Below are 25,780 nucleotides of genomic sequence, written 5' to 3'. Positions count from 1 at the left end.
CCGCGGTCCGATGGGGGTCGAGGGATTGACGACGTACAAATATAAAATTTACGGCAAAGGACAAGTTCGTTGAATACGGAAGTGCTATCGGTCGAATCGATTTGTTTCGGCTATACGAAAGAGCGCCCGATATTAAGCGATTTTAGTTTGCAGCTCCGACGAGGTGAAATTAAAGTGATCGTAGGCCCAAGCGGTGTCGGAAAGTCTACATTGTTCTCTCTGATTTTGGGCGAACGTTACCCTTCCCGCGGTACGATTCGTTCCTCACGCCTTTCTCAGGTTTTTCAGGACCCTTATAGTTCGTTTCATCCTACCTATACGATTCGAGAGCAGATTCGCGAAGTGGCATCGATGGAAGGATATGAAGAACTGCTAAGCTCGATGGGATTGGAAGAGACTCATTTGGATGCACTGCCCCACAAACTCTCCGGCGGGCAGTTGCAACGATGCTCGATTTTGCGTGCATTGCTGATGAAGCCTGAACTTTTATTATTGGATGAGCCGACATCGGCACTCGATAATCTAAATCAGCTTGATATTATGCAGCTCATTGTCCGAAACATCGGTGATATGGGGGTACTTTTAATCACCCACGACGCTGATCTCGCACAGTGGTGTGCGGATGAGATTATTGTCCTAGGAGCTGACGGATAAGATAATAGCCGCTTCCAGCCATCAATACGCTTCCGAAAAGGTTGAGGGCCATATTGGCCGCAGCCAGCAGAATATTACCTCCTCCGAGCAAAAAAACCGTCTCCATCGCAAACGTCGAATAAGTGGTCAATGCTCCCAAAAATCCTGTGGTGAGAAACGATTTGACGTGTACGCCGAAAAGATTCGAATACGCAAAATAGGCGAACAGAATGCCGATGATGAAGCTGCCTATCAAATTGACACCGAGAGTACCGAAAGGGAGAGTATGGGGGAAATGGTGGTTGATTTGCCCGTTTAGATAAGCGCGAGATATCGCACCTAAAAAACCGCCGCTACCGATAGCGAGGATGGTTTGCCAACTCATCATCATAAACCTTCTGCATACGATCGTGTGTTTCATTCAGCCATTGCGGATTTTCCTTATCTGCGATGAATGCATCGAGATAGATAGCCGTGACGCTTCCGGGATGGAAGACTTTGCGTTTGTTGCTGAAATGCCACGCAGTCGCGATAAGGACGACCGGTTGGACTTTAAGGGCGTACTTATCGGCAACCATCTTCGCTCCCGCTTTAAACGGTTTCATTTTTCCCGTTTCGGTTCGGGTCCCTTCAGGAAAAATCGTGATGACACGTCCGCGATCGAGGCGATCTTTGCACTCTTTGATCAGTTTTACCAGAGCCGTTTTACTCTCGCGTTCCAAAGCGATATCTTTAGGAAGGCGGACGACCAGACCGAAAAAAGGGACTTCAAAGAGCTCTTTTTTGGCAACCCATGCCAAATCTTTGTCGGTGATCGTTTCCATAATTCCAATATCGATATCGCTTTGGTGATTAAGCAAAAACATTTGGGCATCGGGGTCAGGCGTCCCTTTGACCCGTATGGGGATGAAAACGAGAAGACGGATAAACCATGCCGAGAATTTAACGGCATACGGTTTGGGAAAAAGATAAAAGGTGGTAATCATCAGAGTCATCCCCGTGAAGATGACGATAACGGCATAAAGCCATTTAATTCGAGCAAATATCACGTTTGTTGACCCATCCGACTTTGTCGTCGCTCAAGTGTACTTTGGTGAAATCACCGACCTCTTTTTCCGCTTCCAAATGTTCTTCTTGCAACGTCATTTCAAATATCGTTCCGTGATTGATCGGGAGAAGATAAATAGGTGCATCTTTTTTAACACAGATCTCGGGATTCGGTAAAAAGACGAAAATGACGTAGAACATCGGAACCGCGGAGATATAAAGATAGAGTTTGTCGCGTCTCCAGTAAAAGAGTCCGAAAAGAACGGCGATAACGATACCCGCAAGAGTCAGTTTAAGCTCAACATGGCGTGCATCGGTCGGCGAGAGATCGCTTTGTGTCGACACGGTATCGTCATCCACGATAATCGGGACGACGATAGACTCATAACGCTGCTTCTTCAGATTGAAGATAGAAAAGTTAAGATTTTGTTCCGAATTGGGGATAATCGCATAATAGGTCATTTGCGATTCGCCTACGTTGGGAAGTTTGGATTCGAACCCTTGTTTGATTGCATTGGGGATCTTAAAATCACCGATATTGCAGCGTGACGCTTTGGCGGTGAAAATAACGACATTGCTTTCGTTATTGTACGGCGTAGTTTTGTAGTTTACGATTTCAAATTTATCGGCCAAAACGTTTGCAAACGTTGAGGGAGGGGTCAAAGCCGTTGCACTGAGAGTTGTGCCGCTTAGCGTTTCAGAGGTGGCGCCCGTCGAAGTAAGCGTTGCGGTTACATCCGGGAGTCGGACGGCAGAAGATTGAACAAGAAAATAGAAAGTATCGTAGACACCGTCTTCTTTTACGCTGCGTCGCGGCGTATCGCTAAAAATGCGGATTCCCTGTTCGTTTTGGAGCGTATATTCGATATTTCCGGATGCGATATCGACCGGAGTCAATTTGACCGATACGGCTATGATCTCACCGACATAAGGGTGTGAGGGGAGATTGTTAAACTGGATAGTAAGGTTTGAAGCGACTCCCGAAAAAAGAGAATTAATCTCGGCAGGGGCTTCTTGTTCCTGAGTATCTGCCGTTGTAGCGGCTGATGGAGCCTCTTCAGCCGGAGTTGCGGCGGAATCGAAAAGAACGGAAGGCTCCGTGCTAAAAAGCTGCGTAACGATCAGGAGGATGAGAGCCAGCGTTTTCAAGCGTGTATAAACCCTTCAAGCATCGCTCGTCCGTCATCGGAACCGAGTAGAGCTTCCATTGCCCGCTCGGGATGCGGCATCAAACCGAAAACGTTTTTGTTTTTATTGCAGATTCCGGCAATGCTGTCGACCGATCCGTTCGGATTGTCAATATTGCCTTTGGCGTCCGTATATTTGAGAAGAACCTGCTCGTTTGCATAAAGCTCTTTTAGTCCTTCCGCGTCGATATAAAAGTTACCGTCATGGTGGGCAATCGGGATATTAACTACGTCGTTGACGTTACAGCGGCGGAGAAAGTCGTTAGTGTTGGAAACGACTTTCAAATGATGATGACGCGAAATAAAATGGAGCCCTTCGTTACGTTTGAGTGCACCCGGAAGAAGGCCCGTTTCGGTCAGAACCTGAAACCCGTTGCAGATTCCCAGAACTTTCCCGCCGTTTTCGGCATATACTTTAAGCGCTTTCATAATCGGAGACATCTTGGCAATCGCACCGCTGCGCAGATAATCGCCATAACTGAAACCGCCGGCAACGACGACGAGATCGGTTCCGGCAGGAATCGTCTCTTCTTTATGCCATAAGATTTGTGTTTCGCACCCTATGCCGCAAACGCATGCTGCGTATCGTACTCGCAATTGGTACCCGGGAACTGAACGATACCTACTTTCATGCTTGAATCTCGATCTCATAATCTTCGATGACGGTGTTGGCTAACAGTTCTTCACACATATGGGCAACTTTTTCTTTTGCACGTGCTTGATCGCTTTCATCCATTTCGATGATGATCTGTTTACCGACGCGAACGTCTCTGACGCTCTCAAATCCGTGACCGGAGAGTGCGTGTTGCACCGCTTTGCCTTGAGAATCCAAAACTCCGTTTTTTAAAAATACATTTACGATTGCTTTCATGCTGTTCCTTCTGGTGTTTCGTATTAATTTAGGATTCGGTTGAGAACTTCTTCATATGCGACTTTAAGGCCGCCCAAACCTTGGCGGAAACGGTCTTTATCCATTTTTTCGCCGGTCTCTAAATCCCAAAAACGGCAGTTGTCCGGGCTGATTTCGTCCGCAAGGATGATTTTACCCTCGGCGTCGCGTCCGAATTCGAGTTTGAAGTCGACGAGGTTGAGCCCTTTTTCTGCAAAATATGGGCGTAAAATAGCATTCACTTCCCGTGCCATGGCACGTAATTGATCCAGTTCGGCTTCATTTTTGACCAGTTCAAGAATCAAACAGTGTTGATCGTTGAGTTTCGGATCGCCGAGCGCGTCGTTTTTGTAGTCAAATTCGACCAATGTGAAAGGGAGGACTTTACCGTCGGGAATACCGAGATTTTTACTGAGGCTTCCTGTAGCGACATTACGGACGATTACTTCGATCAAGATGATATCCACTTTTTTGCACAGCATGTGGTTGTCGTCGAGCATCTCTACGAAATGGGATTCGATGCCGCGTGAAGCGAGCATTTTAAAAAGTTCGGTCGAAATTTTGTTGTTCAAAGCACCTTTGCCCGCTTCGCTGTCTTTTTTGGCTCCGTTAAACGCCGTAAGATCATCTTTGAATTCGGCAATGACTAAATTGGGATCATCTGTACTAAAGAGGCGTTTTGCCTTTCCTTCGTAGATTAGATCACGTTTTTCCATGGTTACTTTCCTTTGACTATGATTAGAGCTTTGATAATGTCGACACCCTCTTTGAGCTGAAGGTCTTTGTTCAGCTGATCCGGAGTGATCGTTGTTTTATTGGTCGCGTTGGCTTCAGTGACATCGATCATTCCGTCCTCTTTTTCGAGTTCGCTTTCTAAATGTTTCTTGAGATCGGCTTCTTTGATATTAAATGTTTTGTCATGATTTTTGACTTCGCCGGAGACGACTTCGATATCCGGAGTAACGCCGACAGCCTGAATCGTACGGCCGCTTGGCAAATAATAGCGGGCAACGGTGAGTTTAATCGCTTCGGTATCGGTGATCGGCATGACGACTTGTACCGATCCTTTTCCGAATGTTTTTTCGCCGACGATAACGCCGCGTTTGAGATCTTGTAACGCGCCGCTGACGATTTCGGATGCGCTGGCTGATCCTTCATTGACCAATACTACGAGAGGAAGATCGGTAACGGTAGCACTTTTTGTCGCACTGTACGATACGTCATCCGATTTATTGCGCCCTTTTTGAGAGACGATGACCCCTTCGTTAACGAACAGATCGGTCAAATCGACTGCCTGATCCAGCAAACCGCCCGGATTGTTACGGAGATCCAAAATGATCCCTTTGGATTTCGCGGCATATTTTTTGATCGCTTTTTTAACATCAGCCGCTACTTTTTTATCGAAGCTGGTTACACGGATATAAAGGATGTTTCCGCCGATAGTACGGGTATAAACCGATTCTACGGTGATAATATCGCGGATGATGTGAAATTTAAGAGGTTCGGCTTCCCCTTTTCGAACGACGGTCAAATCGATCGGAGTTTTCGGTGCGCCGCGCATGATCGATACGGCATCGTCGATCGTCATGCTCAAAGTTGACTGATCGTTGATTTTGAGAATAATATCGCCGGCTTTCATCCCCGCTTTATCGGCCGGAGTCCCTTCGATCGGAGCGATGACGGTGAGAGCGTTGTCCCGCATTCCGACCGTAATTCCAAGCCCGCCGAATTCGCCGTCGGTTTGTGTTTTGAGATTGTCATAACTTTTTTTGTCGAGATAAGTCGAGTGGGCGTCGAGATTGGAGAGAAGACCCTGAAGCGATTTATCGATCAATTGATCGATTGTCAGGTTGTCGACATTGTATTGTTCGACGATACCGAGTACTTTAGTAAATTTGGCTAACGACTGAAGACGGGAAGCTTCAAGAGAAGCTTCGGAAGGTTCGGCGGCGTTATTCTTGGCCAGTAGGGATGTTGAGAGTGCAACGCTTACGGCAACAGCACTAAGAAAGCCGACAACCATCATTTTTGTGTTTTTCATGAGTTTTCCGAACCTCTGGTAGAGTCGTTATAAAAGATAGGCAATTATAGTGAAAACTCCATTAAATAACAATAATCATACGATATCGATCACGACATCGCCGATACGGATTTGTTCCCCTTTAAGGATTTTTGCCCGTTTACGGGTTTCGACGGTGCCGTTTCGGAAAACCTGATGGTTTTCAATCAATAATTTGGCTTGTCCTCCGGTATCGACAAGGTCTAACAGTTTGATCAATTTGTGCAGTTCGATAAACGGTTCGTTGAGCGTGTAAGTCATTAATAGTCTTTATATTTAGGAAAATAGCGAATGGAATCAGGTGATAAGAGAAAATTAAAGTGGCATAAAGCCCGAAAAGGCTTTATGAATGTGATTACCAGCGATCGCGCGGAGGGCGTGGCGCACGGGGACGAGCTTCGTTAACACGAAGTGTACGTCCGCCAAAATCGTTACCTTCAAGGGCAGTGATCGCTTTGTTGGCTTCATCTTTGTTCGCCATTTCGACGAAACCGAATCCGCGGAAGCGGCCTGTTTCTTTGTCGTTAACGAATTTGACTGAACTAACTTCACCGTATTGTCCGAAAAGATCTGCAAGATCGTTTTCGTCTTTACCGTAGGGAATATTCCCGACATAAATTTGTGTCACATTGTACTCCGTGAAAAAATCGAACTATAACCAGCATAATCCTTAGCATATTTTATCCATTGGAATCTTATGGGAATGTTAAAAATAATTGTGATTCTGTGATTAGATCGCCTTTGTAACGTTTGTGAGATATTTTAATCTCTTTGGGAAATTTAACGGATTCATATCGAATATCCTTCGGCAGAAGAAGGGGTAAAGTAGGGGGCGTTTTCATGCAGTTTTTTGAGGATGAGCTCTTTGGGAAGCGGTCGGCAGAGATGAAAGCCTTGCAACGTATCGATTTTATAATCGACAAGCACCTCGTAATGCGAACTCTCTTCGACACCCTCGGCCGTTACACTCATCCCTAAAACATGAGCCAGATTGGACATGGCTTCGACGATATGGCGGTGAGAATTAACCTCGAATAACGTGAGAATAAACGATTTATCGATTTTGAGCGTATCGATCGGGAGCTGCGCCAGATAGGCGAATGAAGAGTATCCGGTACCGAAATCGTCCAATGCTATTTTAACCCCTCCGTCTTTGAGCTGACGAAGCTGCACCGTTGCAATTTCGATATTGTCCATTACGGCACTTTCGGTTAACTCGACTTTTAGGTATGCGGGGGGGATATTCCGGTCTTTTAGATAGGCAAGCAGTTCGTAAGCGAAAAATTCTTGCTGAAGTTGTTTGGAAGAGATATTGATCGCTACGAAAAAAGGTTCCTCCTGAACGGCGCGGACTGTTTCGATGAAATCGCACGCTTGCAGTAAAACCTCTTTTCCGATGCGGTGGATGTCTCCGTTGGTTTCGGCCACCCCGATAAAAAGATCCGGCGAAATATACCCTTCGCTCGGATGCGGAAGTCGTAAAAGCGCCTCATACCCTTCCACTCGTAATGTTTTACTGTTGACTAAAGGTTGAAAATAGAGTTCGAATAGATTGTGCTCGAGACCGTCGCGAATAAGCGATTCGATATGAAGGAAATTGTGAATCGCGCATTGCATCGACGCATCGTAATAAACAAATTGGTTTTTCCCTTTTTTCTTGGCTTCGTACATAGCCGTATCGGCATGCCTAATCAAATCTTCGGTATTAGAAGCGTCTTGGGGATAGAGGACGATGCCGATGGAAAGAGAGAGAAAGAAATCGATTTCGTTGATTTTAAACGGATGTTTAAATGCTTGAATCAGACGCTCGGCAAAGGTGTCGATGTGCTCGATATCGGAATTATGGAGAAGAAGGACAAATTCATCACCGCCGAAACGGGCGAAAAAGTCATTGGAATCGAGCATGTTTTGGATCAATCGGCTCACCTCGCTGAGGATATGGTCTCCGATTTCGTGTCCCATCGTATCATTGACGTTTTTGAAGTTGTCGATGTCCAGAAAAAGGAGAGCAAACGCGGAAGAGGGAGGGTGCGCAAAGCGATCTTCCAATTGGAGCTTCAATTTCGCCCTGTTGGGAAGCATCGTCAGCGGATCGTGATAGGCTAAAAAAGCGATTTCTTCGCTTTGGGTCTTGGAGGTTGTGATATCATCGGTAATTCCGATAAAAACGTTGAGGCGCGAATGGTGATGGATACGGCTGTTTAGCCATCGGGTAATGCCGTCGTTTCGAATAATACGGAAACGGATCTCTCTGGATTGTCCGGGTGAGAGGGTTTCGAAAAACATTTTGACCAGTTCGCGGTCGTCGGGATGGATCTGCTGCTGCCAGAGGGTATAATCGGTTAAAAAGGTTTCCTGGGTAAATCCGAAAATCGATTCGACGGCGTTATTGACGTAACGCAGGGCGAGAGTATCGTTATCGATATACCAGATCACTTCATTGATGCTTCCGAGAATCTCTTCGAGTTCCTGATTTTTGGAATTAAGAAGAGACGAGAGCTCTTGCGCCTGATATTCGATAAGTTCTTTAGAGAGACGAAGCTCTTTATTAAGGCGGCTGAGTTCCGTCAGATTGCGGATATTGACGAAAAAGCGGATATGCTCTTTGTTGCGAATCATCCGTACGCTTTTGACCGTATGGACGATATGCCCTTCACTATGGATGAAATCGGTCTCAGAATCTAGGGATTTCCCCTCTTTCATAACCGTGGCGATACATTCGCCGAAGACGTCGATATCGGCAAGCAATGAGAGGATGTTGAGTCCGAAAAGCATCGCCGTTTCATGACCGAGCATCTCCGCAAACGCATCGTTGACGAATAATATAACCCCTCGTTCATCGACCATTAAGATACCGTCGGGAAGGTAGTTCAGAATATCGTAAGCAGGGGCTTCGCTTTGCATTTTTTCCTAGTCGGTGATGAATTTGTGATATTGTAATTTGTTATGCTTTAAATCTTCCTTCTTGAAACATATTAGGAAGGGATAATAGGAATTTGGCTATAATCGCGAAATTTTATTTAAAGAGTTTTACGATGGTACAAGTTACGAAATTAACAATGCGTTTTGGAAGCCGGATTTTATTTGAGGGGATCAACCTTAAACTCGACCGTAACAAGCGTTACGGTCTTATCGGTGCGAACGGAGCAGGGAAAACCACCTTTTTGAAAATTCTCAGCGGTGAGATCAAAGAATATGAGGGGGATATCTCTATTGAACCGGGTCTAAAAGTAGGCGTTTTGGGACAAAACCAATTTGCGTTTGAAGAGTTTACAATCGCCGATGCGGTTTTATGGGGGAACAAGCGCCTTTACGATGCGATCAAAGAGAAAGAGCATCTGTACGCAACGGGCGATTTTGAAGACGATGCGGTCAACAACCGTCTTGCCGATTTGGAAATGATCTGTGTCGAAGAAGACCCGACGTACGAATACGACGTACAAATCGCTAAAATCCTCGAAAACGTCGGTATCCCTTCTGAAAATCATCAGGATTTGATGTCGACCCTCCCTTCGTCTGAAAAATTCAAAGTTTTATTGGCGCAGGTTTTGTATCCGAAACCGGATGTTTTGTTCCTAGACGAACCGACCAACAACCTCGATATCGATACGATCGGATGGCTGGAGCATGAGCTTCAGCGTCACGAGGGGACAATGGTCGTTATTTCGCATGACCGCCACTTCCTTAATGCGGTTGTCACAAATATCCTCGACGTCGATTTTCAAAAGATTCGTGAATTTACCGGAAACTATGACGACTGGTATCTTGCATCGACCGTTATGGCGAATCAGGCGCAGTTGGAACGCGATAAAAAACTCAAAGAAAAAGAGCAGCTCGAAGCATTCGTCCGCCGTTTCTCGGCCAATGCGTCAAAAGCGAAACAGGCCACTTCCCGTCAAAAACAATTGGATAAATTGGTTATCGACGATATCAAACCTTCCAGCCGTCGTGATCCGAGCATCGTGTTTAAAGCCAAACGCCAAATGGGGGATGAAGCCCTCGATGTGATCGATGTATCTCATAACTACGACAGTTTGGAAGTGCTTAAAAATATCGATCTTAAAATCGTTCCGGGTGAAAAAATTGCCGTAATCGGTGCCAACGGCGTCGGTAAATCGACGTTGCTGAAAATCATCATGGAAGAGCTTAAACCGAGTGCGGGAAGCGTCAAATGGGGAGCAACCATCGAACCGAGCTATTTTCCGCAAGATACGACCGACCGTATCAAAGGGACGGAGACGCTGTATGACTGGCTCCGCGCTTTCGATCCGAAACGGGAAATTTCTGAGATTCGCAACTGTTTGGGACGTATGCTTTTCAACGGTGAGCAACAGGAAAAAAGTATTGAGAAAATCAGTGGGGGCGAAAAGCACTGCATGATGCTCTCTAAAATGATGTTGGAGGGGGGAAATTTCCTCGTACTGGACGAACCGACCAACCATCTCGACCTCGAAGCGATTATCGCCCTGGGTGAAGCGTTGTTTGAGTTTGACGGAAACGTTATTTGTGTCAGTCATGACCGTGAACTCCTCGACGCATTCGCGGGGCGCGTGATCGAATTGCATGCGGACGGAAGCTATATCGATTTCAAAGGGACGTACGAGGAGTTCGCCGAGGCTAAGGCCAATGGAACGTTATAAAGAGTACGTCGGTTTCGGCGTTGCCGGAAACTTCGCTCTGCATCTCGAACAAGCCGGTGAAATAGAGGATTTTAAACAGATTTTGACGGAAGACCCTAACGGACCCAAAGGGGTCTTTCCGTTTTATGTTCCCGGACGGGAAGGGCAGCTGGGTAAGTATCCGATCAGTTCCGATACGATCGTTCTTCCCGAAGAGGAGTGCAACGTTCAGCCTGAGCCCGAAGTGGCTTTGATTTGCGATTTGGCGTATGATGAACTGGGAAAGGTGAATCGGATCACTCCCCGATTTTTCGGTGCGTATAACGACTGTTCTTTGCGTAAAGAGGGAGCCGCTAAGATCAGCCATAAAAAAAATTGGGGTGAATCTTCCAAAGGGCTCTCTTCGACATTGATTCCAATCGATACTTTCGACAAAGGGGGAATTATGGATACGTATCGTATCGCCTCTTTTTTGCGGAGGGACGGCATGTTGATGCGGTATGGCGAAGATGTCGAACTGCCGGGATACAGCTATTTTTATACGAAACTGACCGACTGGCTTAAAAATCAGATCAATGCTCAAACCGATTTCGGTCCGCTCGAAGCGATCGGTTCCTATCTCAAAGAGGCCGGATTGCCTCAAAAGGCGATTATCAGTATCGGGGCGACACGCTATACCCACTTCGGCGAGACGAATTTTTTACGCGAAGGGGATGAGGTAATCGTCGTTGTATACGATAATAACAAATACTGTACGAATCCTATCCTTACGATGGCTAATCGCGGGGTATTTCAATCCGAAGGTATCAGTGCGTTGATACAGAAGGTACGTCGTGGTTAAGAACGGCCTTTACCGCCATTACAAGGGGAAACACTACGAAGTTATCGGTGTGGCAAAACATTCCGAAACCAATGAGAGCCTCGTTGTTTACCGCCCTTTGTACGGGGAACGGGGATTATGGGTTCGCCCGTTGAAAATGTTTACCGAAACGATGCCGAACGGCGTCAAACGTTTCGAATACTGCGGAGAAGTCAATGGCTAAAGGGACGAAAATTTCATTGGATTTCGGTGCCTCATGGGATGAGGGCTGGAGTCTGGAAGAGGATAAAGTCTCCAAGACGATCGAACTTCTTCCCCCTTCGCTGCATCGTCTGGTCTTTCGAAAAGAGAAACGCAAAGGCAAAGCGGTAACGTTGGTGGGCTCTTTTAGCCTTAGTGAAGAGGATGCCCAAAAAGCTCTGTCAACTCTGAAAAAATCGCTTGCCTGCGGCGGTGCTTACAAAGAGGGGTGGATGGAGCTTCAAGGTGATATTGCCCTTAAAGTTCGTGATAGCCTCGAATCGATGGGGTTTAAGTTCAAAAATCCGAAGTAAGTTACAGTCTATTACCGAAAACGACCTGATTTCGCCCCCGCTCTTTTGCCGCATATAGATTCGTATCGGCGGCATGGATAAGCGCATCATCTCCCATATCCGCGTTCGGAACGATGCAGATACCGCCGATTGAGACGGTAAGTACCTGCGCTACTTTGCTCCCCTTGTGTTCCATTTTTAAATTTTCAATGTTTGTACGAACTTTTTCGCCCATAGCGCGGGAATTTTTGCATTCGGAGTCTGTAATGATGACGCCGAATTCCTCTCCTCCTAGGCGGAACGGATAATCTCCCGGACGCTGAAAGGTGCTTTTGAGCACTTTAGCGACGGCTTGAAGGGCCTGATCCCCCTGTAAATGACCGTAGGTATCGTTATACTGTTTGAAAAAATCGATGTCGAGCATCATAAAGACAAAAGGTTTGTTCGAGCGGGCGGCACGTTTGATCTCCCGTTCGTAAACGATATTGAAATAACGGCGGTTGTACAGTCCGCTGAGCGAATCGGTATAGGATGCCTGTTCGAGTTTAAAATTGAGGTGTTTGAGGGTTTCAGTCGAAGCGATGAGTTGCTGTTGCTGCAGCTCGATACGGGTAAAAATTTTCCACGCCAGTCCCATGACGAGAATCAATGTCACCCCTAAAAAAAGGACGAGCTGAATGAGTGCGTTATGGTAGCCTGCCAGTAGGATAGAGTGTTCGTAACGGGCAGCGGCATTTTCATAGGTAATTAGCCTGTGAACGGTATTATGGATCGATTGGATATTTTCATCCAGTGTCGTTAGAGAGATGGGATGGTTCGTATCCGGCGAAGCGATCAAAGAGCGGACGTGCTCGAAATAGCGTTTCATCGAGTCGATTTGCGATTCGGTATAGTCCACATAAGCCATCTCTTCGGGACGTTTATCGTGCGAAAGATAACTGGCCCAGAGTTGATCGATCCGTTCGAGGGCAAGGTCGATATCCCCAAGTGCCTGATCGGTATCTACAAGATGCCCGTTCCAGCGGTAAATAGTAGAAGCGAGTCGGTTGTTATAGGTATCGGTGATTCCGTTGAGTTCGCTCAGAGGGATAAGCGAACCGAAATAGAGGGTATCCATATGACGCTTGATGTTTTGGATATTAAAATATCCGATGAGCCCGATAACCACAAGCCCAAATCCGACCAGCAGTAAAAGATAAAGAAGTTTGGATTTAAGTTTCAGTGATTCCACGATTGGAGTGTCTTTACTATTTGGATAGATATCCTAAGCAACTCCTATACCAAAAGCGATTAGAATAAGGGAGAATTTTCGGTCGGAGGCGGATTATGGCCAAACGGGTTATCAAAGACGAACGGATTAAGGTGATCATTCATAATATTGCCGAAGATTTTCGGTTTTCTCATGAAACGGGAGATTACGCGCTTTTATTTTACAAAGCCGATACGGAAGGGATTGTTCGGGGGAGCGATATCGAATCGATGATCGAATACCTGACGACAGGGCTTTCGGAACTGCAAGACAATATTCAATGGCGTCGCGAGTTTTTAAACGAAAATACCGGTATCGATGAGATGCGGATGTTGGAAAATCTCAGTGTAATCGAAAAAGAGTATTTGGAACTTCTGGAGTTTTTGCGTTAGCCGCTTCTGCATAAGTGATGCAGATCGGCTAAACGATATTAAGGTTTCGGTGTGTAAGGCTCAAGTGTTATTTTTTTGCCGATAGCGTATTGGATTCCTCCCGCCAAATCGATGACGTTGTATCCGAGTTGTTTTCCAAGATAAGTTCCAAGTACTTGTGAGCGGCTACCGCTATTACAAATCACGGCGAAACGTTCATTCTTTTGTACATTTTTGTTGAGTTCAGTCAAGAAACGATCCATATTATATTTTCCCTGTTCGTCGAAAAACATAATCGGAATAGAACCTTTGACCAGTCCGGTCATTTTCCATTCTCCCGGAGTTCGGATATCGATGATTTTGATTTTTGAGTCGACCAGTTTTTGATCGATCGGTTGACGAATGTAGTCGGCACTCAAGGTGCTTAAGGTCAAGAGTAATGAGAGTAGGGCTAAGCGCATAAAATACATCCTTGAATCGGTATAATAGTAGTATTGTATCGACGATTAACTAACACGAGGTTATATGGGGACATCTAAAGCAGAAAATTCAAAACGCCTTCGGTATATACGGTTATTGGGCAGGTTTATCAGCGGCATACTATCATATCTGGCTAAAAGCGACAATCCGACCAAAGAGCAATATGATGCGAAAGTGGACATGAATTTTCGATTTTTAGAGAAAAACGAGGCGGTCAAGCTTTATAAAGATGAATACACCGAGCTAGAGGCGTTAGGACAAAAGATTCTCGATTTCAGAGCAAGCGATACCGATATCGAAACGATTAAGGAAGAACTCTTTTACGCCCAAAATCAGCTGGAAAAAAAGATCAACGCCCGTCGCTATAAAAAATCAAAGCACGACAATCATGCACGCGACGGATGGGATTAAAACCATCCCATATGCTCGGAGAGTATTTTAACTCCCAATGCGATGAGGATGACTCCTCCGAGCATTTCCGCCTTGCTCTCCAACAATGAACCCAGCTTTTTCCCGATAAACACGGCAATCAGACAAAGCGCCGCAGTAACGATAGCGATAACGGCCGATGCGGTGTAGATATCGTCTTTTAAAAAGGCGAATGTGACACCGACCGCCATGGCATCGATGCTTGTAGCAATAGCCAAAGAGAGAAGGGTTTTGGAAGAGAGATCGGTGACTTCGTCATCGAACTCGTTCTTATAGGCTTCATAGAGCATTTTTCCTCCTAATCCGACGAGGAGAAGAAACGCGATCCAATGATCGTACGCCTGGACGTATTCGGCGAAGCTGATGCCGATGAAATAGCCCGCCAACGGCATGGCTCCCTGAAAAAATCCGAATGTGGCGGCAACGAAAAGAGTTTTTGAAAACAGAAGTTCTTTGTATTTGGATCCGATGGCGATCGAGACGGCGACGGAATCCATCGCCAGTGCAACCGCGAGGAGGAGAAGCATTTCCATAATGATACATGTCCTAAAAAAAGTGGCGAATCATAGCGTGCCTATCTGATAAAAGGGCTTAGGGCTATTTGTTGATTTCGACGGTAATATGGACCAACTCTTCGTGGATGCGGAGCTGGTCTTTGAAAAAATCGGGATCGACTTCTTCGGCGGTATGAAGGGAGAGGATACAGGAATACTTCCCTTTACCGACGCGCCAGACGTGCAAATCGGTGATTGTCGCAGGGACCGGGCTGGCTTCGATCACTTCATATATTTCAGCGACGACAGGGGCATCCATCTCCGCATCCAATAAAATGCGTCCGGTATCGCGTAATAAACCATACGCCCATATTCCGACCAATCCTGCACCGACGATCCCCATCATCGGATCAAGCCATGCCGCTCCCCATATCTTGCCGCAAATCAGTGCGAAAATCGCCAGAACCGACGTTGCGGCATCGGCGATGACGTGCATATAAGCGGAACGGAGATTAAGATCGTGATGATGTGCATGATGGTGATGCTCATGTCCGTGGTTATGGTGATGGTGATCGTGCGAATGCCCTTCTTTAAGCAGCCATGCGCATATCAGATTGACACTCAAACCGATGATGGCGATAATGATCGCTTCGTCATAACGGATCGGAGTCGGAGCGATGAGCCGTTGCGCCGATTCAAACAACATCAGCGCCGCTACGGCAACGAGAAAAATAGCGCTGGTATATCCTCCTAAAACCTCTATTTTCCAGGTACCGAAAGCAAAACGGTTATCTCCGGCATATTTTCGGGCGGCGCCGTAGGCCATGACTGAGAGACCCAACGCCAGTGCATGTGTCCCCATATGCCAGCCGTCGGCGAGAAGAGCCATGGAGTTGTATATCCAACCGCCGAAAATTTCAGCTACCATCATAAATGCCGTCAATGCAACGGCGATACGGGTATTTTTTTCGGCTAAAGGATTTCCTTCATCGAAAATATGGGAGTGATGCCGATACTCAGCAGTAGATGAAGTGTCCATTCAAGTGTGTCCTTTATTAAACTTATGATACTATACCCCAGTATACTTAATTACGATTAAAAGAAAGAGAACATTATGGCGCATACGATCCATTCCAAGAAACAGTTATTGACGCGTGTACGGAGAATAAAAGGGCAGGCCGAAGCACTGGAAAAAGCGCTTGATGACGAAAAGGAGTGTTCGGCAGTCTTGCAACAGATCGCAGCGATCCGGGGTGCCGTGAACGGATTGATGAATGAGGTGATGGAAGGCTATATTCGCGAACATCTCGGAGCCGATGTACCGGCTCAGCAGAGAAATGAAGATTTAGAGAAGCTGGTGGGAGTCTTGCGTTCGTATCTGAAATAACTCAGGGGAGGCGGTTCAGATGCTCTTTGACATCGCTGAGACGGACAAATTCAAATCCTTCGGATCTGAGCTTGCCGACACCTTGGCTGATCCCTTCACTTGTGCCACTTTCGGGATGGTTCATATGAAAAATGAGGATATCTCCCGCTTTGGCACTTTCAATCTGCTGTGCCACTTTTGATGCGCTGAAAGTGGCTCCCGCATCTCCCAAAATGCTGAATCCTGCGATTTCCACTCCGTTATGATGGGCAATCTCTACTGCCTGTTCATCGTAATATGCAGTTCCCGAGCGGAAAAAACGGGGACGTTTCCCGGTCAGTTTTTCGATGAGGTCACCGTTGCCGTTAATCTCTTCCGCGACTTCTTTAGGTGAAGAGGTACCGGGTATATTATAAATACTTTTGCCATTGACGGAGAGGGGATGGTGGGCAGTGCCGTGATTGGCGATTTCAAAAAGGGGATTGGAGGCCAATTTTTCAAAAATTTCGGGATTGCTGCGTATCCATCGGGAGTTGATGAACAAGGTCGCGGGGATACGGTTTTCGATTAAATAATCGATCAGTTTGGTATCGTATTGGGAACTTTTGGCACTCCCTCCGCAGGCGTCGAAAGTGAGGGCGATTTCCTTTTTGCCGGTAGTGAACGTCGTGACGACACCGGTAACATTTTCCCCCCATTGCAGAGGTTCTTGAGCCGAGAGGATGGATGCACATAGTAAAAAGCTTGCTAGAAAAGTTGGCATGGAATTCTCCTCGAATGGTGAAAGAGATTGTAATACACTCTTTGCACGAAAGAGCTTTAAGAGGAATGGCAGTCTGTATCTTTTCCGAAAATACACCGTCCGTTCGTGATGAGTTTCCGGATCAGAAAAAAAAGAGCTGTCGCGGCAATAATAGCGCTGATGAGAGCGTGGGGAATCAAACCGTGCGAATAAAAAGAGAGGGCTGCGACGATGAAAGCAACGGTTAATAGAAAACACATAAAAAAATCACTCCGTTTTTTCTTTGACGTAGGATGCCCCCTGATTGACCTGTTCTTTGGTCCAATCCACGGCATGTCCCGTATCTTCTTTTACGCCGTTCCATGTTGCGCTGCATCCGGTGATGAATCCTATGGTCAAAAAAGAGAAGAGAATCGATCTCACGGAATCCTCCTGTTGATATGATTAACAATCATATCAAAGGAATATTAATAAATCGACTGTCGCTAAACAGAGGATTCCCTTTTCCCCGAGCAAGAATTTAGGTGATTTAAGTATAATCATAGAATAATATATAGTATTAGAGTTGTAAATAATTCTTTCTTGTTTTTTTGAATGTTTGATCCGCTTTATATCGCTTTTGCGTATAACGTGATCAGGCAATGTATCGCAGAAGAGGGACTAACGGCAGACACAGCAATGACACAGAAAACGACATATACGAAAATAGCGGCTAAAATTATATTTTTTACGATGATTGTCACTCTCGTATTCGCTTTTATATACGGTGAGTATATGAAACGCGATTCGATTTCCAATCTGGCGCACGTAGATGCGAAGAAGACCAGCAAACTGGTATTCGAAACGCTGTATTCGGCGATGCAGAGAGGATGGAATAAAGACGATCTCAATGAAATTATTAGCCGTTTAAACACGGTTGATCCGAATATGAAAGTGGATGTTTACCGAAGCGAAATCGTTGCCCGCCTTTTTGGCGAAATCGAAAAAGATAAAGATGCGAGAACGACCAACCTATCCGTCCAAAAAGCGATACGGGGCGAAGAGGTGTTGAATATCTCAAATTCCGATTTCATTGAATACTATTACCCGGTAAGTGCCAAAGAAAATTGTCTAAAATGCCATGTCAATGCCAATGTAGGGGATGTTCTCGGCGTTATTGACGTCTCTTACCCGATTGAAGATTTAAAAGTTTCATTGAGCGAAATGATCAACTTTTTTATTGTTTTCATCGTTATTTTTTCATTGACGGTCTATTTGGCAATCTTTTTTGAGCTTAAGCAATATCTGATCAAACCGATCAAAGATTTTGTGAATGTGATCAAAAATATTACCCTTTCACAGGATATGAAGAAACGGGTTGACGTGAACGACAATATCGAAGAGATCGATTCGATCAAAGCGGTTTTTAATTCGATGCTTGATTCTATCGAACATCAGTTTTATTACGATGCGCTGACCGGTCTTGAAAATCGCAGACGGCTGACCGAAAGACTGGAAGAGAGAGAAAACGTCTTTTTGATGATTGTCAATATTGACGGCTTTCAAGAGATCAACGATCTGTACGGCGATCAGGCGGGAGATTTTATCCTCAAAGAATTTGCCGCATTTTTACAAGAGATCGTACCGCATCCGAACAGCCTTTATCGGCTCCATTCGGATGAATTCGCCCATGTATGCCATATGGGATTGAGTTTTAACGAGTTCAAAGTTTTCGCATCGATGGTGAGTGAAAAAATTACGCAGAAAAGTTTCACGATCAGCGATACGAGCGAAGTGAGCCTGAGTGCGACGATAGGGATATCGTATGGTTCCGAACTCTTGCTGACTAACGCGGATATCGCTTTGAAACTGGCGAAAAAGAGCAAAAAGAATTTTCTGATTTACGATGAATCGATGGCAATGGCGAAAGAGTATGAGAAAAACTTCGATTGGACGAAACGGCTCAAAAAAGCCATCGACGAAGATAGAATCGTCCCTCTTTTTCAACCGATCGTAGAGACACAAACCGAACAGATAGTGAAATACGAAGCATTGATGCGGATGATCGATCACAACGGTCTGTTTATCGCTCCGATCCATTTTTTAGAGCTTGCCAAAAAAAATAAACTTTACCATCAATTGACCAAGATCATTATCGATAAAACATTCAAACGGTTTGAGAATCTCCCCTACATCGTCTCGATCAATATTTCCGTCGAGGATATTATCAATAAAGAGACCAGCGGATTTATTTTAAAAAGGCTAAAAGAGAGTGGCATCGGCCCGAAAATCGTTTTTGAGATCATCGAATCGGAAGGGATTGAAAACTTTGATCAGGTTTTGGAGTTTATCGACAACGTCAAAATCTACGGAGCAAAAATCTCGATCGACGATTTTGGAACCGGTTATTCCAATTTTGAGTATTTGATGAAGTTGAAAGTTGACTATATCAAGATTGACGGTTCAATGATCAAAAATATCGATAGTGACGTGAATGCCCAGATGATTACGAAAACGATCGTTACATTTGCGAAAAGTATGAATATTCAGACGGTTGCCGAATTTGTCCATTCCAGAAACGTTTTTGAAAAAGTAAGAGAACTTGGAGTAAATTACTCGCAAGGATACTATTTCGGAGAGCCTGTCGCCGTAATCGAATGATTATCGCGGCTCTTTCAAATTTGCGTATATGCGTTCGAGTAACGCGGCGAGTATTTGTCTGTGTTCTTCGTCAATCCCTCTCAACGCGTTATCGATGATGGCCTCTCCTAGAGAGGAGAGATTCTCTATCAGCTCTCTCCCTTTCGGAGTTACCTTTACCAGATAGGCACGTCGGTCATTCTCTTTTTGGGTACGGGTGACAAGTCCTTTGTGTTCCATTTTATCGAGCATCAAAGTGAGATTGGATTGTTCAAAATAGGTGTCTTGCGCCAATTCTTTTTGGGTGAGGGCATCTTGTTCGCAAAGTCGGATCAGTATGACGCGGTGCGCATAGGAAATTCCGTAGGGTTTGAGTTCTCTTTCAAATTCGTTTTTAAGAGCATTTCGCGCTTTTGCGATCAGAAAAGTAATCGACTTATCGGATTCAAAACTCATACACAACCTTTTCGAAAAGTATAACGAACAGGAAGAATTTTTACAACCGCCATCAAGCGGTTGCAGAGGCTGTGAAAAGTTAAAGGGTTAAGATTTAAATTGTCCGAGTTTGTTTTTAAGACTGTCGGTAAGACCGTAAAGATGTTCTGCCGCACTGGCGATCTCTTCGACGCTGCGGGCATTACTGGCGGTCAAATCATTGATTTTCGAGACGGAATTGACGATTTTTACGGAATCTTCGGCAATTTTAACCGAATTATCGGCATTGCTGGCGACATTAATGATGGATTGGTTCATCGCATTGACGGTATCGACGACTACATGTTCCACACTTTCGGAAATACCGACGAGACGTTCGATGTTTTTAGCATTGTGTCCCATCTGTTCAGAGGAGTCGTTGATCGATTGGACGATGACGTTGATCGTGGCATTGATTTCCGTTAGGCTTTTTTGTGTCCGTTCCGCCAACTTACGTACCTCATCCGCGACTACGGCAAAACCGCGTCCGTGTTCTCCTGCGCGTGCCGCTTCGATCGCCGCGTTGAGCGCTAGAAGGTTGGTTTGATCGGCAATATCGCTGATGACGACCAAAATCAGTTTTACTTGTGCCGCTTCGGTACTCATCTCTTCGAGTTTGGCGGCAAGTGCCGTTTCCGATTCGCTTGCCGTTCCGACGTCGTCTTTAAGCGCTTGAATGTCTTTGAGCATCTCGTTGAGACGATCACCTGCGACTTTAATCCCGTTTTTGGTCTCTTCGGAAATTGCGGCAGTGGATTCGATAAAACTTTTGATCTCCGTGATCTCATCAATCGTGTTTTGTACGATACTCATACTCGCTTCGGCATTTTTGCCGATTTGAAGACTGGTGGCGCTCAGTTCGCTTGATACGGACGCATTTTCGTCTGCGGCATATTTCGCCTCTTTGATTGTATGCTCAAGCGTTTCCAAGAGTGTATTGAAACTGTCGATAATGACCTTAATCTCATCTTTTTTGGCATATTCGAGACGGATTTTCAAATCTTTTGTATCGACGAAATTTTTGATTTTGGTCGCTAGTAAATGGATCGAACCTTGAATCTCTTTCATGACGAAAAAACTGACTGCAAAAACAAACGCAAGCGCGAAGATGAAACAGATAGCCAAATAGGTACCGACCGATTCGGATTTATTTTTACTCAGTTCTACGGCACTGCCTACAATGGTTTCAAGCGTTTCTGCAAGCTTTCCTCCCGTAGCAACAAGACTGCTTAAATCGATTTTATTACGATCGACAACATCGGTCTTGATAATAACGGGTGCTTTCCGTCGAAATCGACACGGTACTGATCGACGTATGCGATTGCAACGTCACATTTTTTTCGGTTAGCTTCGAGGGAGAGTTTTTCTTTCAAGTCGACAATCTTTTGTTTGTTGCTTTCAAGACCGACATGAACTTTATCCAAGGTTTCATTATTCGGGTTTTTGAGAAATTGATAAACGGTAATGCGGGTTTGCAAAAACTCGTTTTGAATCTCTTTTGCATCTGCAGCACGGTCTAGTGCCTCTTCTGCCGATTTGTTGGCATTTAAATAGATCAGATATGTTGCTAAAAATACAACTATCAACGTCATTGGTATGATGAAAAGCTTTGCTTTGATCGTGAGGTTATTCATGGCTAGCCTTTTGTGCGGTTATATGGTTACAGTCATATTAGAGCAACGAATATTATAGAATTATTAAATTTCCTGTTATTGTTTGTTTTTGTGGCAATAAAAGTCTGTTTGGACGTTTTATTTCCGATTAATTGCCTAAAATATAATCATGAATGTTATTCATGGTGCGATAAAGCAAAAATACCTTTTGTGAGGCAGTCAAAATCATAACAAGAGTAACAAGTCAGTAACAAATAAAAAATTTAAAAAAGAGGATTAGAATGGCTTCTGTATAAAATTCGATAAAAAAAAGGAAATTTTGGAAGTTGTAAGTGGTGACCCCAAGGGGATTCGAACCTGAAAAAAACGCTTTTCTATCGTTTCCTTATAATTCTTTTCTCGTAATATAGGGGCTTAATAGAGTTCTTAAATCTATATCGATACTATGCAGTATCTAAAAAGTGGTCACCCAATAGGTCACCACGGGGGGACTGTATGGCTATTAACTTTTCCGACTATCTGCAAGTGACACATAAAGGGAATGAAATCCCTTCTCTGAAAATCCATAAGAGCGATGATAACAAATTCCTCTTCGATCTGCGTATAAACGGTAAACGCTACCGCAAGACCATCACCGTCAACGGCACGACACGGGGAAAGAATATCGAACTTGCCGAATTCGCCCTAAAGCGGTTCATTGCCGAAGAGACTAAAACACTCCCCAAAAGCACAACCGCCAGTCCCGATATGAGTATCGATGATTACCTGGAACGTCTGATCCATATTAAGCGTAATAACTGGTCGGCAGATCACCAATACAAACTCAAAGGCTTCTTTAATAAACACATCAAAGAGATAATCGGAAACAAACCGATAGCCGAAGTTAAATCCTCTGATATTACAACAATCGCTTCGAATGTCTCCCACCTCTCCAAGCGTTCGCAAAAGATGGTGACCGAAGTATTGCATCCCTTATTTGAACTCGCACTCGAAGACGAATCGATCCAAGTATCCCCGATCAAAAAATCTCACCGTGTCACCCGTAAACTGGTGGAAGAAAAGAGAGTAATCCATAACGCTGTTGATAAATATAAAAAAGTCCATAAGAGTATTATGAGCGTCTATCAAGACAATCCAATCATGAGAGCTATACTACTCTTTGGATTCTATGGACGTCGACGTAATGAAGTGCTATCTCTTACATGGGACAATGTCGATCTCAAACACAATACATTCATCATCCCCAAAGAGGAAAGCAAAGTCGGAGTTGATCTTGAATTCAGCCTACCCGAAGAGATCAAAACCGCTTTAGAAGAGATTGCCAAATACGAGAAAAAAGAGGGCTTAGTGTTTAAATCCCCAAGAGGGGGACAATACACCGAAATCCGAGATCATATCTACGCTATCCGTAAAGATACGGGAATCGAAGAGTTCGGCTTTCACTGGATGCGTAACTTAGCGGTATCGGCTCTATCATCCCAAGGGGTAGATGCCATTCACCTCTCGGCATTGCTCGGACATACCGATACCCATACCGTTAAACAGTATCTTTCGCTTCAAAGGAAAGAAGCGAGTAATAAGGTGCAGGAAGTATCTAAAAGTTTATTAGCTTAATTTTTTTCCAAAACTACAGATTATTGAAAGCTGAATTGAATGGATATTATGTATCCATGTCTTGTATTTATAGATATCTAGGTTTATACCTACTATGTTAGTTATAATTCTTCAAAAATCTCAGTTGGAACTTTAATGAAATCAATCCGTTTTAGAATTATTGTACTTTCTACTTTTGCTTTAATATTTTTGGGGCTGGCTATCTTTAAAGAGTATGAGAATGTAGAAGGTAATTTGATCAATGCTCAAAAATCTTTAGAAGTCATAAATAAAACAGCCCATTTGTCACAAATCGTACATTCTCTGCAACAAGAGCGAGGGCTCAGCGCTGCGAATTTAGCAAAGAATGATGTGGATATTCGTAATAAATTACTCAAACAACGTCAGATCACTGATTCACGATTAAAAGATCTCATTGATTTTATTGATGCAAATGATAAAAAGAAACTTGCAACTTTTGAAAAAGAGTTACAAGAAATACGTCAAAAAATTGACACCGGTACAGCTTCATGGGATATTGTCAAGCAATTTTATACAGAAAAAATAGAGCAGGTGCTTGATCAAATTCATATTTCTGTAGGAAGTTTAGATCATGCAAAAGAGATTACGCATAAACTTGATTCTATATGTAATCTAGCATATGCAAGGGAAGACCTAGGGCTGTTACGGGCAACTATATCAAGGTATTATCAAAAAGGAAGTCTGACAACCAGTGAGTCATTAGATATAAGTCAACGCTACTTTGGTTTTGAGAGTAGATATAAAACTTTTCAGTTAGACCAAAGCGATTCGGATTTTAATAACCTTAAAAATAGAATAGAAACTGATGTTTTTTATTCTGTCAATAACCAGATTCAATCAATTCTAAAAAAAGAGAATGTTTCTCGTAATAGTACAACTGTGCAATGGTGGAGTGAATCAACACTCGTGATAGATACAATGTTTGAAGTAGAAAAAGATCTATTGAATCAAGTACAGGAATACTCTAAAAATACAATATCAAAAAATGAAAGAGATCTTTTTATTTATTCTCTATCAGCTATTGCTGTATTTATTATTATTTCTTTATTGACTATTTTGACCGTATCAAGAATGTTGCAAGCACTATCCATTCTTATTTATTCGTTGCACAAAGTAGAACAGACTGAGGATTTTGGGATTAGAATCAAAACAAAATCAAATGATGAATTTGGGCAGCTAGGTTTTTCCATTAACCATTTGCTTGATTACACTGACAAGATAATTAAACAAAAAGATGAACTGGCTTCTATAGATGTCTTAACTGGCATTATGAATCGACGTAGTTTCATGACTTTAGTCAATAAAGAAGTGGCAAGAAGCCGCCGTTACGAAACACCTCTGTCACTAATATTTTGCGATATTGATAAATTTAAATCTATCAACGACAACTATGGTCACAGTATTGGTGATGAAGTTCTACAGGCATTTGCCCACTCAATCAAATCACATATACGTCAAAGTGATCTATTCGCACGATGGGGTGGTGAAGAGTTTGTTATTCTTACAGTTGAGACTGATGAGTCTAAAGCTGCACAACTGGCTGATAATTTGCGAAAAATTATAATGGAATTGAAAGTACAGCCCATTAATCAAATTACCTGTAGTTTTGGCGTCGCAGAACTCAAAAAAGACGAATCGTTTGAACAATTTTGTGAACGTGCGGACCAAGCTGTTTATGATGCTAAAAACTCTGGAAGAAATCAAGTCTGTATCAGCAAAGAGTAGTAAACTTTATAAAACCTGGAATTTCTCCAATACTTCTTACTGTTGAAACAGTGATTTTAGTTTGAAGTAAAAGTTCCAAAAAGAACAGGTTTATGAACTGTACTGATGCTGTCTGAAAAACTAGGGTCATTCCTAAATATCATTAAAATAAATGCTCTGCAGCATTGTTACTAAAAAGTTACTCTTTTGATTTTATTATGTTAGTTAGGTGAGAAAGATATGCTCGCCTATCATCAAAAGGGTATATGGCTTTAATGAAAGCTCATTTATGACTTGTAAAATGAGGAGAGAATGATGTCAACAGAGATTGCTTCTATGGCAGAAGAAACTTTATATAAAACAATGCAAACGGCTAACAAGTTGCTTTTTACAATTGCTACAACAAGTAAGACAGCCAATGCCATTAAAACGACTACCAATACAAGTTCTACAAGCAAAAATAGCAGTACAACCAATAAAGCAACCAGTTCAACTAGCTCCTATACATCAACATCAGAAACTGCAACCACTCAAGATTCTCAAAAGTCAACTGCTTCAACATCGGAAACTTCATCAACTAAGGATTCTCAAAGTTCAACAGCATCAGATGACGCAACAGAACTAGAAATTCAGAATGTTGAACAAAAAATTGAAAATGTAGAGCACGAAATTGAGGCATTAAAGAGCAAAGATGATTCGGTTTCAAAAAGTACATTGGCCAAGAAACAAGCTCAGCACGCATATCTGGAAACAGAACTTTCTTCACTTGAAGCAAAAATTCAAAACCATACTTCAATCGAAGTTTAAAAAGTGGTGG

General features: G+C 43.8%; 31 protein-coding genes and 1 pseudogene. 12 read left to right on the top strand and 20 right to left on the bottom strand.

The window, feature by feature from the left end:
- Positions 1-69 precede the first annotated feature (69 nt).
- A complete protein-coding gene (locus Q0389_RS01830; protein ID WP_298691037.1) occupies positions 70-654 on the top strand; it encodes an ATP-binding cassette domain-containing protein in 585 nt (194 codons plus the stop codon).
- Here the strand turns inward: Q0389_RS01830 and crcB are convergent.
- The 10 genes and pseudogenes from crcB to Q0389_RS01780 form a co-directional block, all read right to left on the bottom strand.
- Positions 629-1,018, bottom strand: a complete 390-nt coding sequence (gene crcB, locus Q0389_RS01825; RefSeq protein WP_298691039.1) for a fluoride efflux transporter CrcB — start codon at positions 1,016-1,018, stop codon at positions 629-631. The genes Q0389_RS01830 and crcB overlap by 26 nt on opposite strands.
- Complete coding sequence (locus Q0389_RS01820; RefSeq protein WP_298691035.1) at positions 987-1,682, bottom strand: 1-acyl-sn-glycerol-3-phosphate acyltransferase; 696 nt, start codon at positions 1,680-1,682, stop codon at positions 987-989. Before Q0389_RS01820 ends, crcB begins: the two co-directional genes overlap by 32 nt.
- Complete coding sequence (locus Q0389_RS01815) at positions 1,663-2,829, bottom strand: hypothetical protein (protein ID WP_298691033.1); 1,167 nt, start codon at positions 2,827-2,829, stop codon at positions 1,663-1,665. The genes Q0389_RS01820 and Q0389_RS01815 overlap by 20 nt, the downstream gene beginning before the upstream one ends.
- Positions 2,826-3,499: pseudogene (purQ, locus tag Q0389_RS01810) on the bottom strand (phosphoribosylformylglycinamidine synthase subunit PurQ). Before purQ ends, Q0389_RS01815 begins: the two are co-directional and overlap by 4 nt.
- Positions 3,496-3,738, bottom strand: coding sequence for a phosphoribosylformylglycinamidine synthase subunit PurS (gene purS / locus Q0389_RS01805; protein WP_298691031.1), 243 nt, complete (start codon positions 3,736-3,738; stop codon positions 3,496-3,498). Before purS ends, purQ begins: the two are co-directional and overlap by 4 nt.
- Positions 3,739-3,761: 23 nt before the next feature.
- Positions 3,762-4,472, bottom strand: a complete 711-nt coding sequence (purC, locus tag Q0389_RS01800) for a phosphoribosylaminoimidazolesuccinocarboxamide synthase (protein WP_298691029.1) — start codon at positions 4,470-4,472, stop codon at positions 3,762-3,764.
- Between the two features lie 2 nt (positions 4,473-4,474).
- On the bottom strand, positions 4,475-5,797 hold the full coding sequence (locus Q0389_RS01795; protein ID WP_298691027.1) for a S41 family peptidase: 1,323 nt from the start codon (positions 5,795-5,797) through the stop codon (positions 4,475-4,477).
- A 75-nt stretch (positions 5,798-5,872) separates the two neighbouring features.
- The gene (locus Q0389_RS01790; RefSeq protein WP_298691025.1) at positions 5,873-6,076 is read right to left on the bottom strand and encodes an RNA-binding S4 domain-containing protein; all 204 of its coding nucleotides are present in this window, start codon (positions 6,074-6,076) and stop codon (positions 5,873-5,875) included.
- A gap of 94 nt (positions 6,077-6,170) precedes the next feature.
- Complete coding sequence (locus tag Q0389_RS01785; protein WP_298691023.1) at positions 6,171-6,443, bottom strand: RNA-binding protein; 273 nt, start codon at positions 6,441-6,443, stop codon at positions 6,171-6,173.
- A 161-nt stretch (positions 6,444-6,604) separates the two neighbouring features.
- A complete protein-coding gene (locus Q0389_RS01780; protein ID WP_298691021.1) occupies positions 6,605-8,719 on the bottom strand; it encodes an EAL domain-containing protein in 2,115 nt (704 codons plus the stop codon).
- Between the two features lie 131 nt (positions 8,720-8,850).
- Here Q0389_RS01780 and Q0389_RS01775 point away from each other — a divergent pair, with 131 nt between their 5' ends.
- Genes Q0389_RS01775 through Q0389_RS01760 form a run of 4 tightly spaced genes read left to right on the top strand, consistent with a single transcriptional unit; the run spans position 8,851 to position 11,808 of the window.
- Positions 8,851-10,455, top strand: a complete 1,605-nt coding sequence (locus Q0389_RS01775; protein WP_298691020.1) for an ATP-binding cassette domain-containing protein — start codon at positions 8,851-8,853, stop codon at positions 10,453-10,455.
- On the top strand, positions 10,442-11,275 hold the full coding sequence (locus Q0389_RS01770; RefSeq protein WP_298691018.1) for a DUF5718 family protein: 834 nt from the start codon (positions 10,442-10,444) through the stop codon (positions 11,273-11,275). The genes Q0389_RS01775 and Q0389_RS01770 overlap by 14 nt, the downstream gene beginning before the upstream one ends.
- Positions 11,268-11,477, top strand: a complete 210-nt coding sequence (locus tag Q0389_RS01765; protein ID WP_298691016.1) for a DUF1653 domain-containing protein — start codon at positions 11,268-11,270, stop codon at positions 11,475-11,477. The genes Q0389_RS01770 and Q0389_RS01765 overlap by 8 nt, the downstream gene beginning before the upstream one ends.
- Positions 11,470-11,808: a translation initiation factor gene (locus tag Q0389_RS01760; RefSeq protein WP_298691015.1), complete on the top strand. Its 339-nt coding sequence runs from the start codon at positions 11,470-11,472 to the stop codon at positions 11,806-11,808. Before Q0389_RS01765 ends, Q0389_RS01760 begins: the two co-directional genes overlap by 8 nt.
- Position 11,809: 1 nt before the next feature.
- On the opposite strand, the gene Q0389_RS01755 is transcribed toward Q0389_RS01760, so the two are convergent.
- Complete coding sequence (locus Q0389_RS01755) at positions 11,810-13,018, bottom strand: diguanylate cyclase (protein ID WP_298691013.1); 1,209 nt, start codon at positions 13,016-13,018, stop codon at positions 11,810-11,812.
- Between the two features lie 95 nt (positions 13,019-13,113).
- On the opposite strand from Q0389_RS01755, the gene Q0389_RS01750 reads away from it, so the two are divergent.
- Positions 13,114-13,428: a hypothetical protein gene (locus tag Q0389_RS01750; RefSeq protein ID WP_298691011.1), complete on the top strand. Its 315-nt coding sequence runs from the start codon at positions 13,114-13,116 to the stop codon at positions 13,426-13,428.
- Positions 13,429-13,466: 38 nt separating this feature from the next.
- On the opposite strand, the gene Q0389_RS01745 is transcribed toward Q0389_RS01750, so the two are convergent.
- On the bottom strand, positions 13,467-13,868 hold the full coding sequence (locus Q0389_RS01745) for a rhodanese-like domain-containing protein (protein ID WP_298691009.1): 402 nt from the start codon (positions 13,866-13,868) through the stop codon (positions 13,467-13,469).
- 64 nt (positions 13,869-13,932) lie between these two features.
- Between Q0389_RS01745 and Q0389_RS01740 the strand changes: the two genes are divergently transcribed.
- Entirely contained in the window at positions 13,933-14,298 is a 366-nt protein-coding gene (locus Q0389_RS01740) for a hypothetical protein (protein ID WP_298691007.1), read from the top strand.
- Here Q0389_RS01740 and Q0389_RS01735 read toward each other — a convergent pair.
- Both Q0389_RS01735 and dmeF read right to left on the bottom strand, forming a co-directional pair.
- On the bottom strand, positions 14,295-14,849 hold the full coding sequence (locus Q0389_RS01735; RefSeq protein ID WP_298691005.1) for a manganese efflux pump MntP family protein: 555 nt from the start codon (positions 14,847-14,849) through the stop codon (positions 14,295-14,297). The two genes, Q0389_RS01740 and Q0389_RS01735, sit on opposite strands and share 4 nt — an antisense overlap.
- A 64-nt stretch (positions 14,850-14,913) precedes the next feature.
- Positions 14,914-15,849 (bottom strand): CDF family Co(II)/Ni(II) efflux transporter DmeF, encoded by a 936-nt coding sequence (gene dmeF, locus Q0389_RS01730; RefSeq protein ID WP_298691003.1) that lies wholly within the window; start codon positions 15,847-15,849, stop codon positions 14,914-14,916.
- 75 nt (positions 15,850-15,924) lie between these two features.
- Here dmeF and Q0389_RS01725 point away from each other — a divergent pair, with 75 nt between their 5' ends.
- The gene (locus Q0389_RS01725; RefSeq protein WP_298691001.1) at positions 15,925-16,197 is read left to right on the top strand and encodes a metal/formaldehyde-sensitive transcriptional repressor; all 273 of its coding nucleotides are present in this window, start codon (positions 15,925-15,927) and stop codon (positions 16,195-16,197) included.
- A gap of 1 nt (position 16,198) precedes the next feature.
- Here the strand turns inward: Q0389_RS01725 and Q0389_RS01720 are convergent, their stop codons facing one another.
- The 3 genes from Q0389_RS01720 to Q0389_RS01710 are packed head-to-tail and all read right to left on the bottom strand — an operon-like array spanning position 16,199 to position 17,341.
- Positions 16,199-16,939 carry a polysaccharide deacetylase family protein gene (locus tag Q0389_RS01720; protein WP_298690999.1) on the bottom strand — a complete coding sequence of 247 codons (741 nt, stop codon included), beginning with the start codon at positions 16,937-16,939 and terminating at the stop codon, positions 16,199-16,201.
- A gap of 56 nt (positions 16,940-16,995) precedes the next feature.
- Positions 16,996-17,178 carry a hypothetical protein gene (locus tag Q0389_RS01715; protein ID WP_298690997.1) on the bottom strand — a complete coding sequence of 61 codons (183 nt, stop codon included), beginning with the start codon at positions 17,176-17,178 and terminating at the stop codon, positions 16,996-16,998.
- A 7-nt stretch (positions 17,179-17,185) separates the two neighbouring features.
- Positions 17,186-17,341: a hypothetical protein gene (locus Q0389_RS01710; protein ID WP_298691041.1), complete on the bottom strand. Its 156-nt coding sequence runs from the start codon at positions 17,339-17,341 to the stop codon at positions 17,186-17,188.
- A 171-nt stretch (positions 17,342-17,512) separates the two neighbouring features.
- Between Q0389_RS01710 and Q0389_RS01705 the strand changes: the two genes are divergently transcribed.
- A complete protein-coding gene (locus Q0389_RS01705; protein WP_298690995.1) occupies positions 17,513-19,558 on the top strand; it encodes an EAL domain-containing protein in 2,046 nt (681 codons plus the stop codon).
- On the opposite strand, the gene Q0389_RS01700 is transcribed toward Q0389_RS01705, so the two are convergent.
- The 3 genes from Q0389_RS01700 to Q0389_RS01690 all read right to left on the bottom strand — a co-directional run bounded on the left by Q0389_RS01700 (position 19,559) and on the right by Q0389_RS01690 (position 21,645).
- Positions 19,559-19,993, bottom strand: a complete 435-nt coding sequence (locus Q0389_RS01700; protein ID WP_298690993.1) for a MarR family transcriptional regulator — start codon at positions 19,991-19,993, stop codon at positions 19,559-19,561.
- Between the two features lie 87 nt (positions 19,994-20,080).
- A complete protein-coding gene (locus Q0389_RS01695) occupies positions 20,081-21,079 on the bottom strand; it encodes a methyl-accepting chemotaxis protein (RefSeq protein WP_298690991.1) in 999 nt (332 codons plus the stop codon).
- A 161-nt stretch (positions 21,080-21,240) separates the two neighbouring features.
- Positions 21,241-21,645 carry a hypothetical protein gene (locus Q0389_RS01690; protein ID WP_298690989.1) on the bottom strand — a complete coding sequence of 135 codons (405 nt, stop codon included), beginning with the start codon at positions 21,643-21,645 and terminating at the stop codon, positions 21,241-21,243.
- A 474-nt stretch (positions 21,646-22,119) separates the two neighbouring features.
- On the opposite strand from Q0389_RS01690, the gene Q0389_RS01685 reads away from it, so the two are divergent.
- From Q0389_RS01685 to Q0389_RS01675, 3 genes are all read left to right on the top strand, one after another.
- A complete protein-coding gene (locus Q0389_RS01685; protein WP_298690986.1) occupies positions 22,120-23,238 on the top strand; it encodes a site-specific integrase in 1,119 nt (372 codons plus the stop codon).
- A gap of 135 nt (positions 23,239-23,373) precedes the next feature.
- Positions 23,374-24,984 carry a diguanylate cyclase gene (locus tag Q0389_RS01680; RefSeq protein ID WP_298690984.1) on the top strand — a complete coding sequence of 537 codons (1,611 nt, stop codon included), beginning with the start codon at positions 23,374-23,376 and terminating at the stop codon, positions 24,982-24,984.
- Positions 24,985-25,278: 294 nt separating this feature from the next.
- Positions 25,279-25,770 (top strand): hypothetical protein, encoded by a 492-nt coding sequence (locus Q0389_RS01675; RefSeq protein WP_298690982.1) that lies wholly within the window; start codon positions 25,279-25,281, stop codon positions 25,768-25,770.
- Positions 25,771-25,780 lie beyond the last annotated feature (10 nt).

It is taken from the genome of uncultured Sulfuricurvum sp. (assembly GCF_937936435.1).
In the GTDB taxonomy this organism is placed as follows: Bacteria; Campylobacterota; Campylobacteria; order Campylobacterales; family Sulfurimonadaceae; genus Sulfuricurvum.
Note: the sequence above shows the minus strand (reverse complement) of the source record. Positions and strands in the feature narration are given on the sequence as shown.

What these genes read in the sequence shown, in the direction of transcription:
- Q0389_RS01725 (WP_298691001.1), top strand. Translation starts at nt 15,925, where the DNA reads ATGGCGCATACGATCCATTCCAAGAAACAGTTATTGACGCGTGTACGG.
- crcB (WP_298691039.1), bottom strand. Translation starts at nt 1,018, where the DNA reads ATGAGTTGGCAAACCATCCTCGCTATCGGTAGCGGCGGTTTTTTAGGT.
- Q0389_RS01700 (WP_298690993.1), bottom strand. Translation starts at nt 19,993, where the DNA reads ATGAGTTTTGAATCCGATAAGTCGATTACTTTTCTGATCGCAAAAGCG.
- purS (WP_298691031.1), bottom strand. Translation starts at nt 3,738, where the DNA reads ATGAAAGCAATCGTAAATGTATTTTTAAAAAACGGAGTTTTGGATTCT.
- Q0389_RS01695 (WP_298690991.1), bottom strand. Translation starts at nt 21,079, where the DNA reads ATGAAAGAGATTCAAGGTTCGATCCATTTACTAGCGACCAAAATCAAA.
- Q0389_RS01715 (WP_298690997.1), bottom strand. Translation starts at nt 17,178, where the DNA reads ATGTGTTTTCTATTAACCGTTGCTTTCATCGTCGCAGCCCTCTCTTTT.
- Q0389_RS01685 (WP_298690986.1), top strand. Translation starts at nt 22,120, where the DNA reads ATGGCTATTAACTTTTCCGACTATCTGCAAGTGACACATAAAGGGAAT.
- Q0389_RS01720 (WP_298690999.1), bottom strand. Translation starts at nt 16,939, where the DNA reads ATGCCAACTTTTCTAGCAAGCTTTTTACTATGTGCATCCATCCTCTCG.
- purC (WP_298691029.1), bottom strand. Translation starts at nt 4,472, where the DNA reads ATGGAAAAACGTGATCTAATCTACGAAGGAAAGGCAAAACGCCTCTTT.
- Q0389_RS01775 (WP_298691020.1), top strand. Translation starts at nt 8,851, where the DNA reads ATGGTACAAGTTACGAAATTAACAATGCGTTTTGGAAGCCGGATTTTA.
- Q0389_RS01740 (WP_298691007.1), top strand. Translation starts at nt 13,933, where the DNA reads ATGGGGACATCTAAAGCAGAAAATTCAAAACGCCTTCGGTATATACGG.
- Q0389_RS01705 (WP_298690995.1), top strand. Translation starts at nt 17,513, where the DNA reads ATGTTTGATCCGCTTTATATCGCTTTTGCGTATAACGTGATCAGGCAA.
- Q0389_RS01680 (WP_298690984.1), top strand. Translation starts at nt 23,374, where the DNA reads ATGAAATCAATCCGTTTTAGAATTATTGTACTTTCTACTTTTGCTTTA.
- dmeF (WP_298691003.1), bottom strand. Translation starts at nt 15,849, where the DNA reads ATGGACACTTCATCTACTGCTGAGTATCGGCATCACTCCCATATTTTC.
- Q0389_RS01750 (WP_298691011.1), top strand. Translation starts at nt 13,114, where the DNA reads ATGGCCAAACGGGTTATCAAAGACGAACGGATTAAGGTGATCATTCAT.
- Q0389_RS01770 (WP_298691018.1), top strand. Translation starts at nt 10,442, where the DNA reads ATGGAACGTTATAAAGAGTACGTCGGTTTCGGCGTTGCCGGAAACTTC.
- Q0389_RS01790 (WP_298691025.1), bottom strand. Translation starts at nt 6,076, where the DNA reads ATGACTTACACGCTCAACGAACCGTTTATCGAACTGCACAAATTGATC.
- Q0389_RS01760 (WP_298691015.1), top strand. Translation starts at nt 11,470, where the DNA reads ATGGCTAAAGGGACGAAAATTTCATTGGATTTCGGTGCCTCATGGGAT.
- Q0389_RS01675 (WP_298690982.1), top strand. Translation starts at nt 25,279, where the DNA reads ATGTCAACAGAGATTGCTTCTATGGCAGAAGAAACTTTATATAAAACA.
- Q0389_RS01795 (WP_298691027.1), bottom strand. Translation starts at nt 5,797, where the DNA reads ATGAAAAACACAAAAATGATGGTTGTCGGCTTTCTTAGTGCTGTTGCC.
- Q0389_RS01780 (WP_298691021.1), bottom strand. Translation starts at nt 8,719, where the DNA reads ATGCAAAGCGAAGCCCCTGCTTACGATATTCTGAACTACCTTCCCGAC.
- Q0389_RS01735 (WP_298691005.1), bottom strand. Translation starts at nt 14,849, where the DNA reads ATGGAAATGCTTCTCCTCCTCGCGGTTGCACTGGCGATGGATTCCGTC.
- Q0389_RS01745 (WP_298691009.1), bottom strand. Translation starts at nt 13,868, where the DNA reads ATGCGCTTAGCCCTACTCTCATTACTCTTGACCTTAAGCACCTTGAGT.
- Q0389_RS01690 (WP_298690989.1), bottom strand. Translation starts at nt 21,645, where the DNA reads ATGAATAACCTCACGATCAAAGCAAAGCTTTTCATCATACCAATGACG.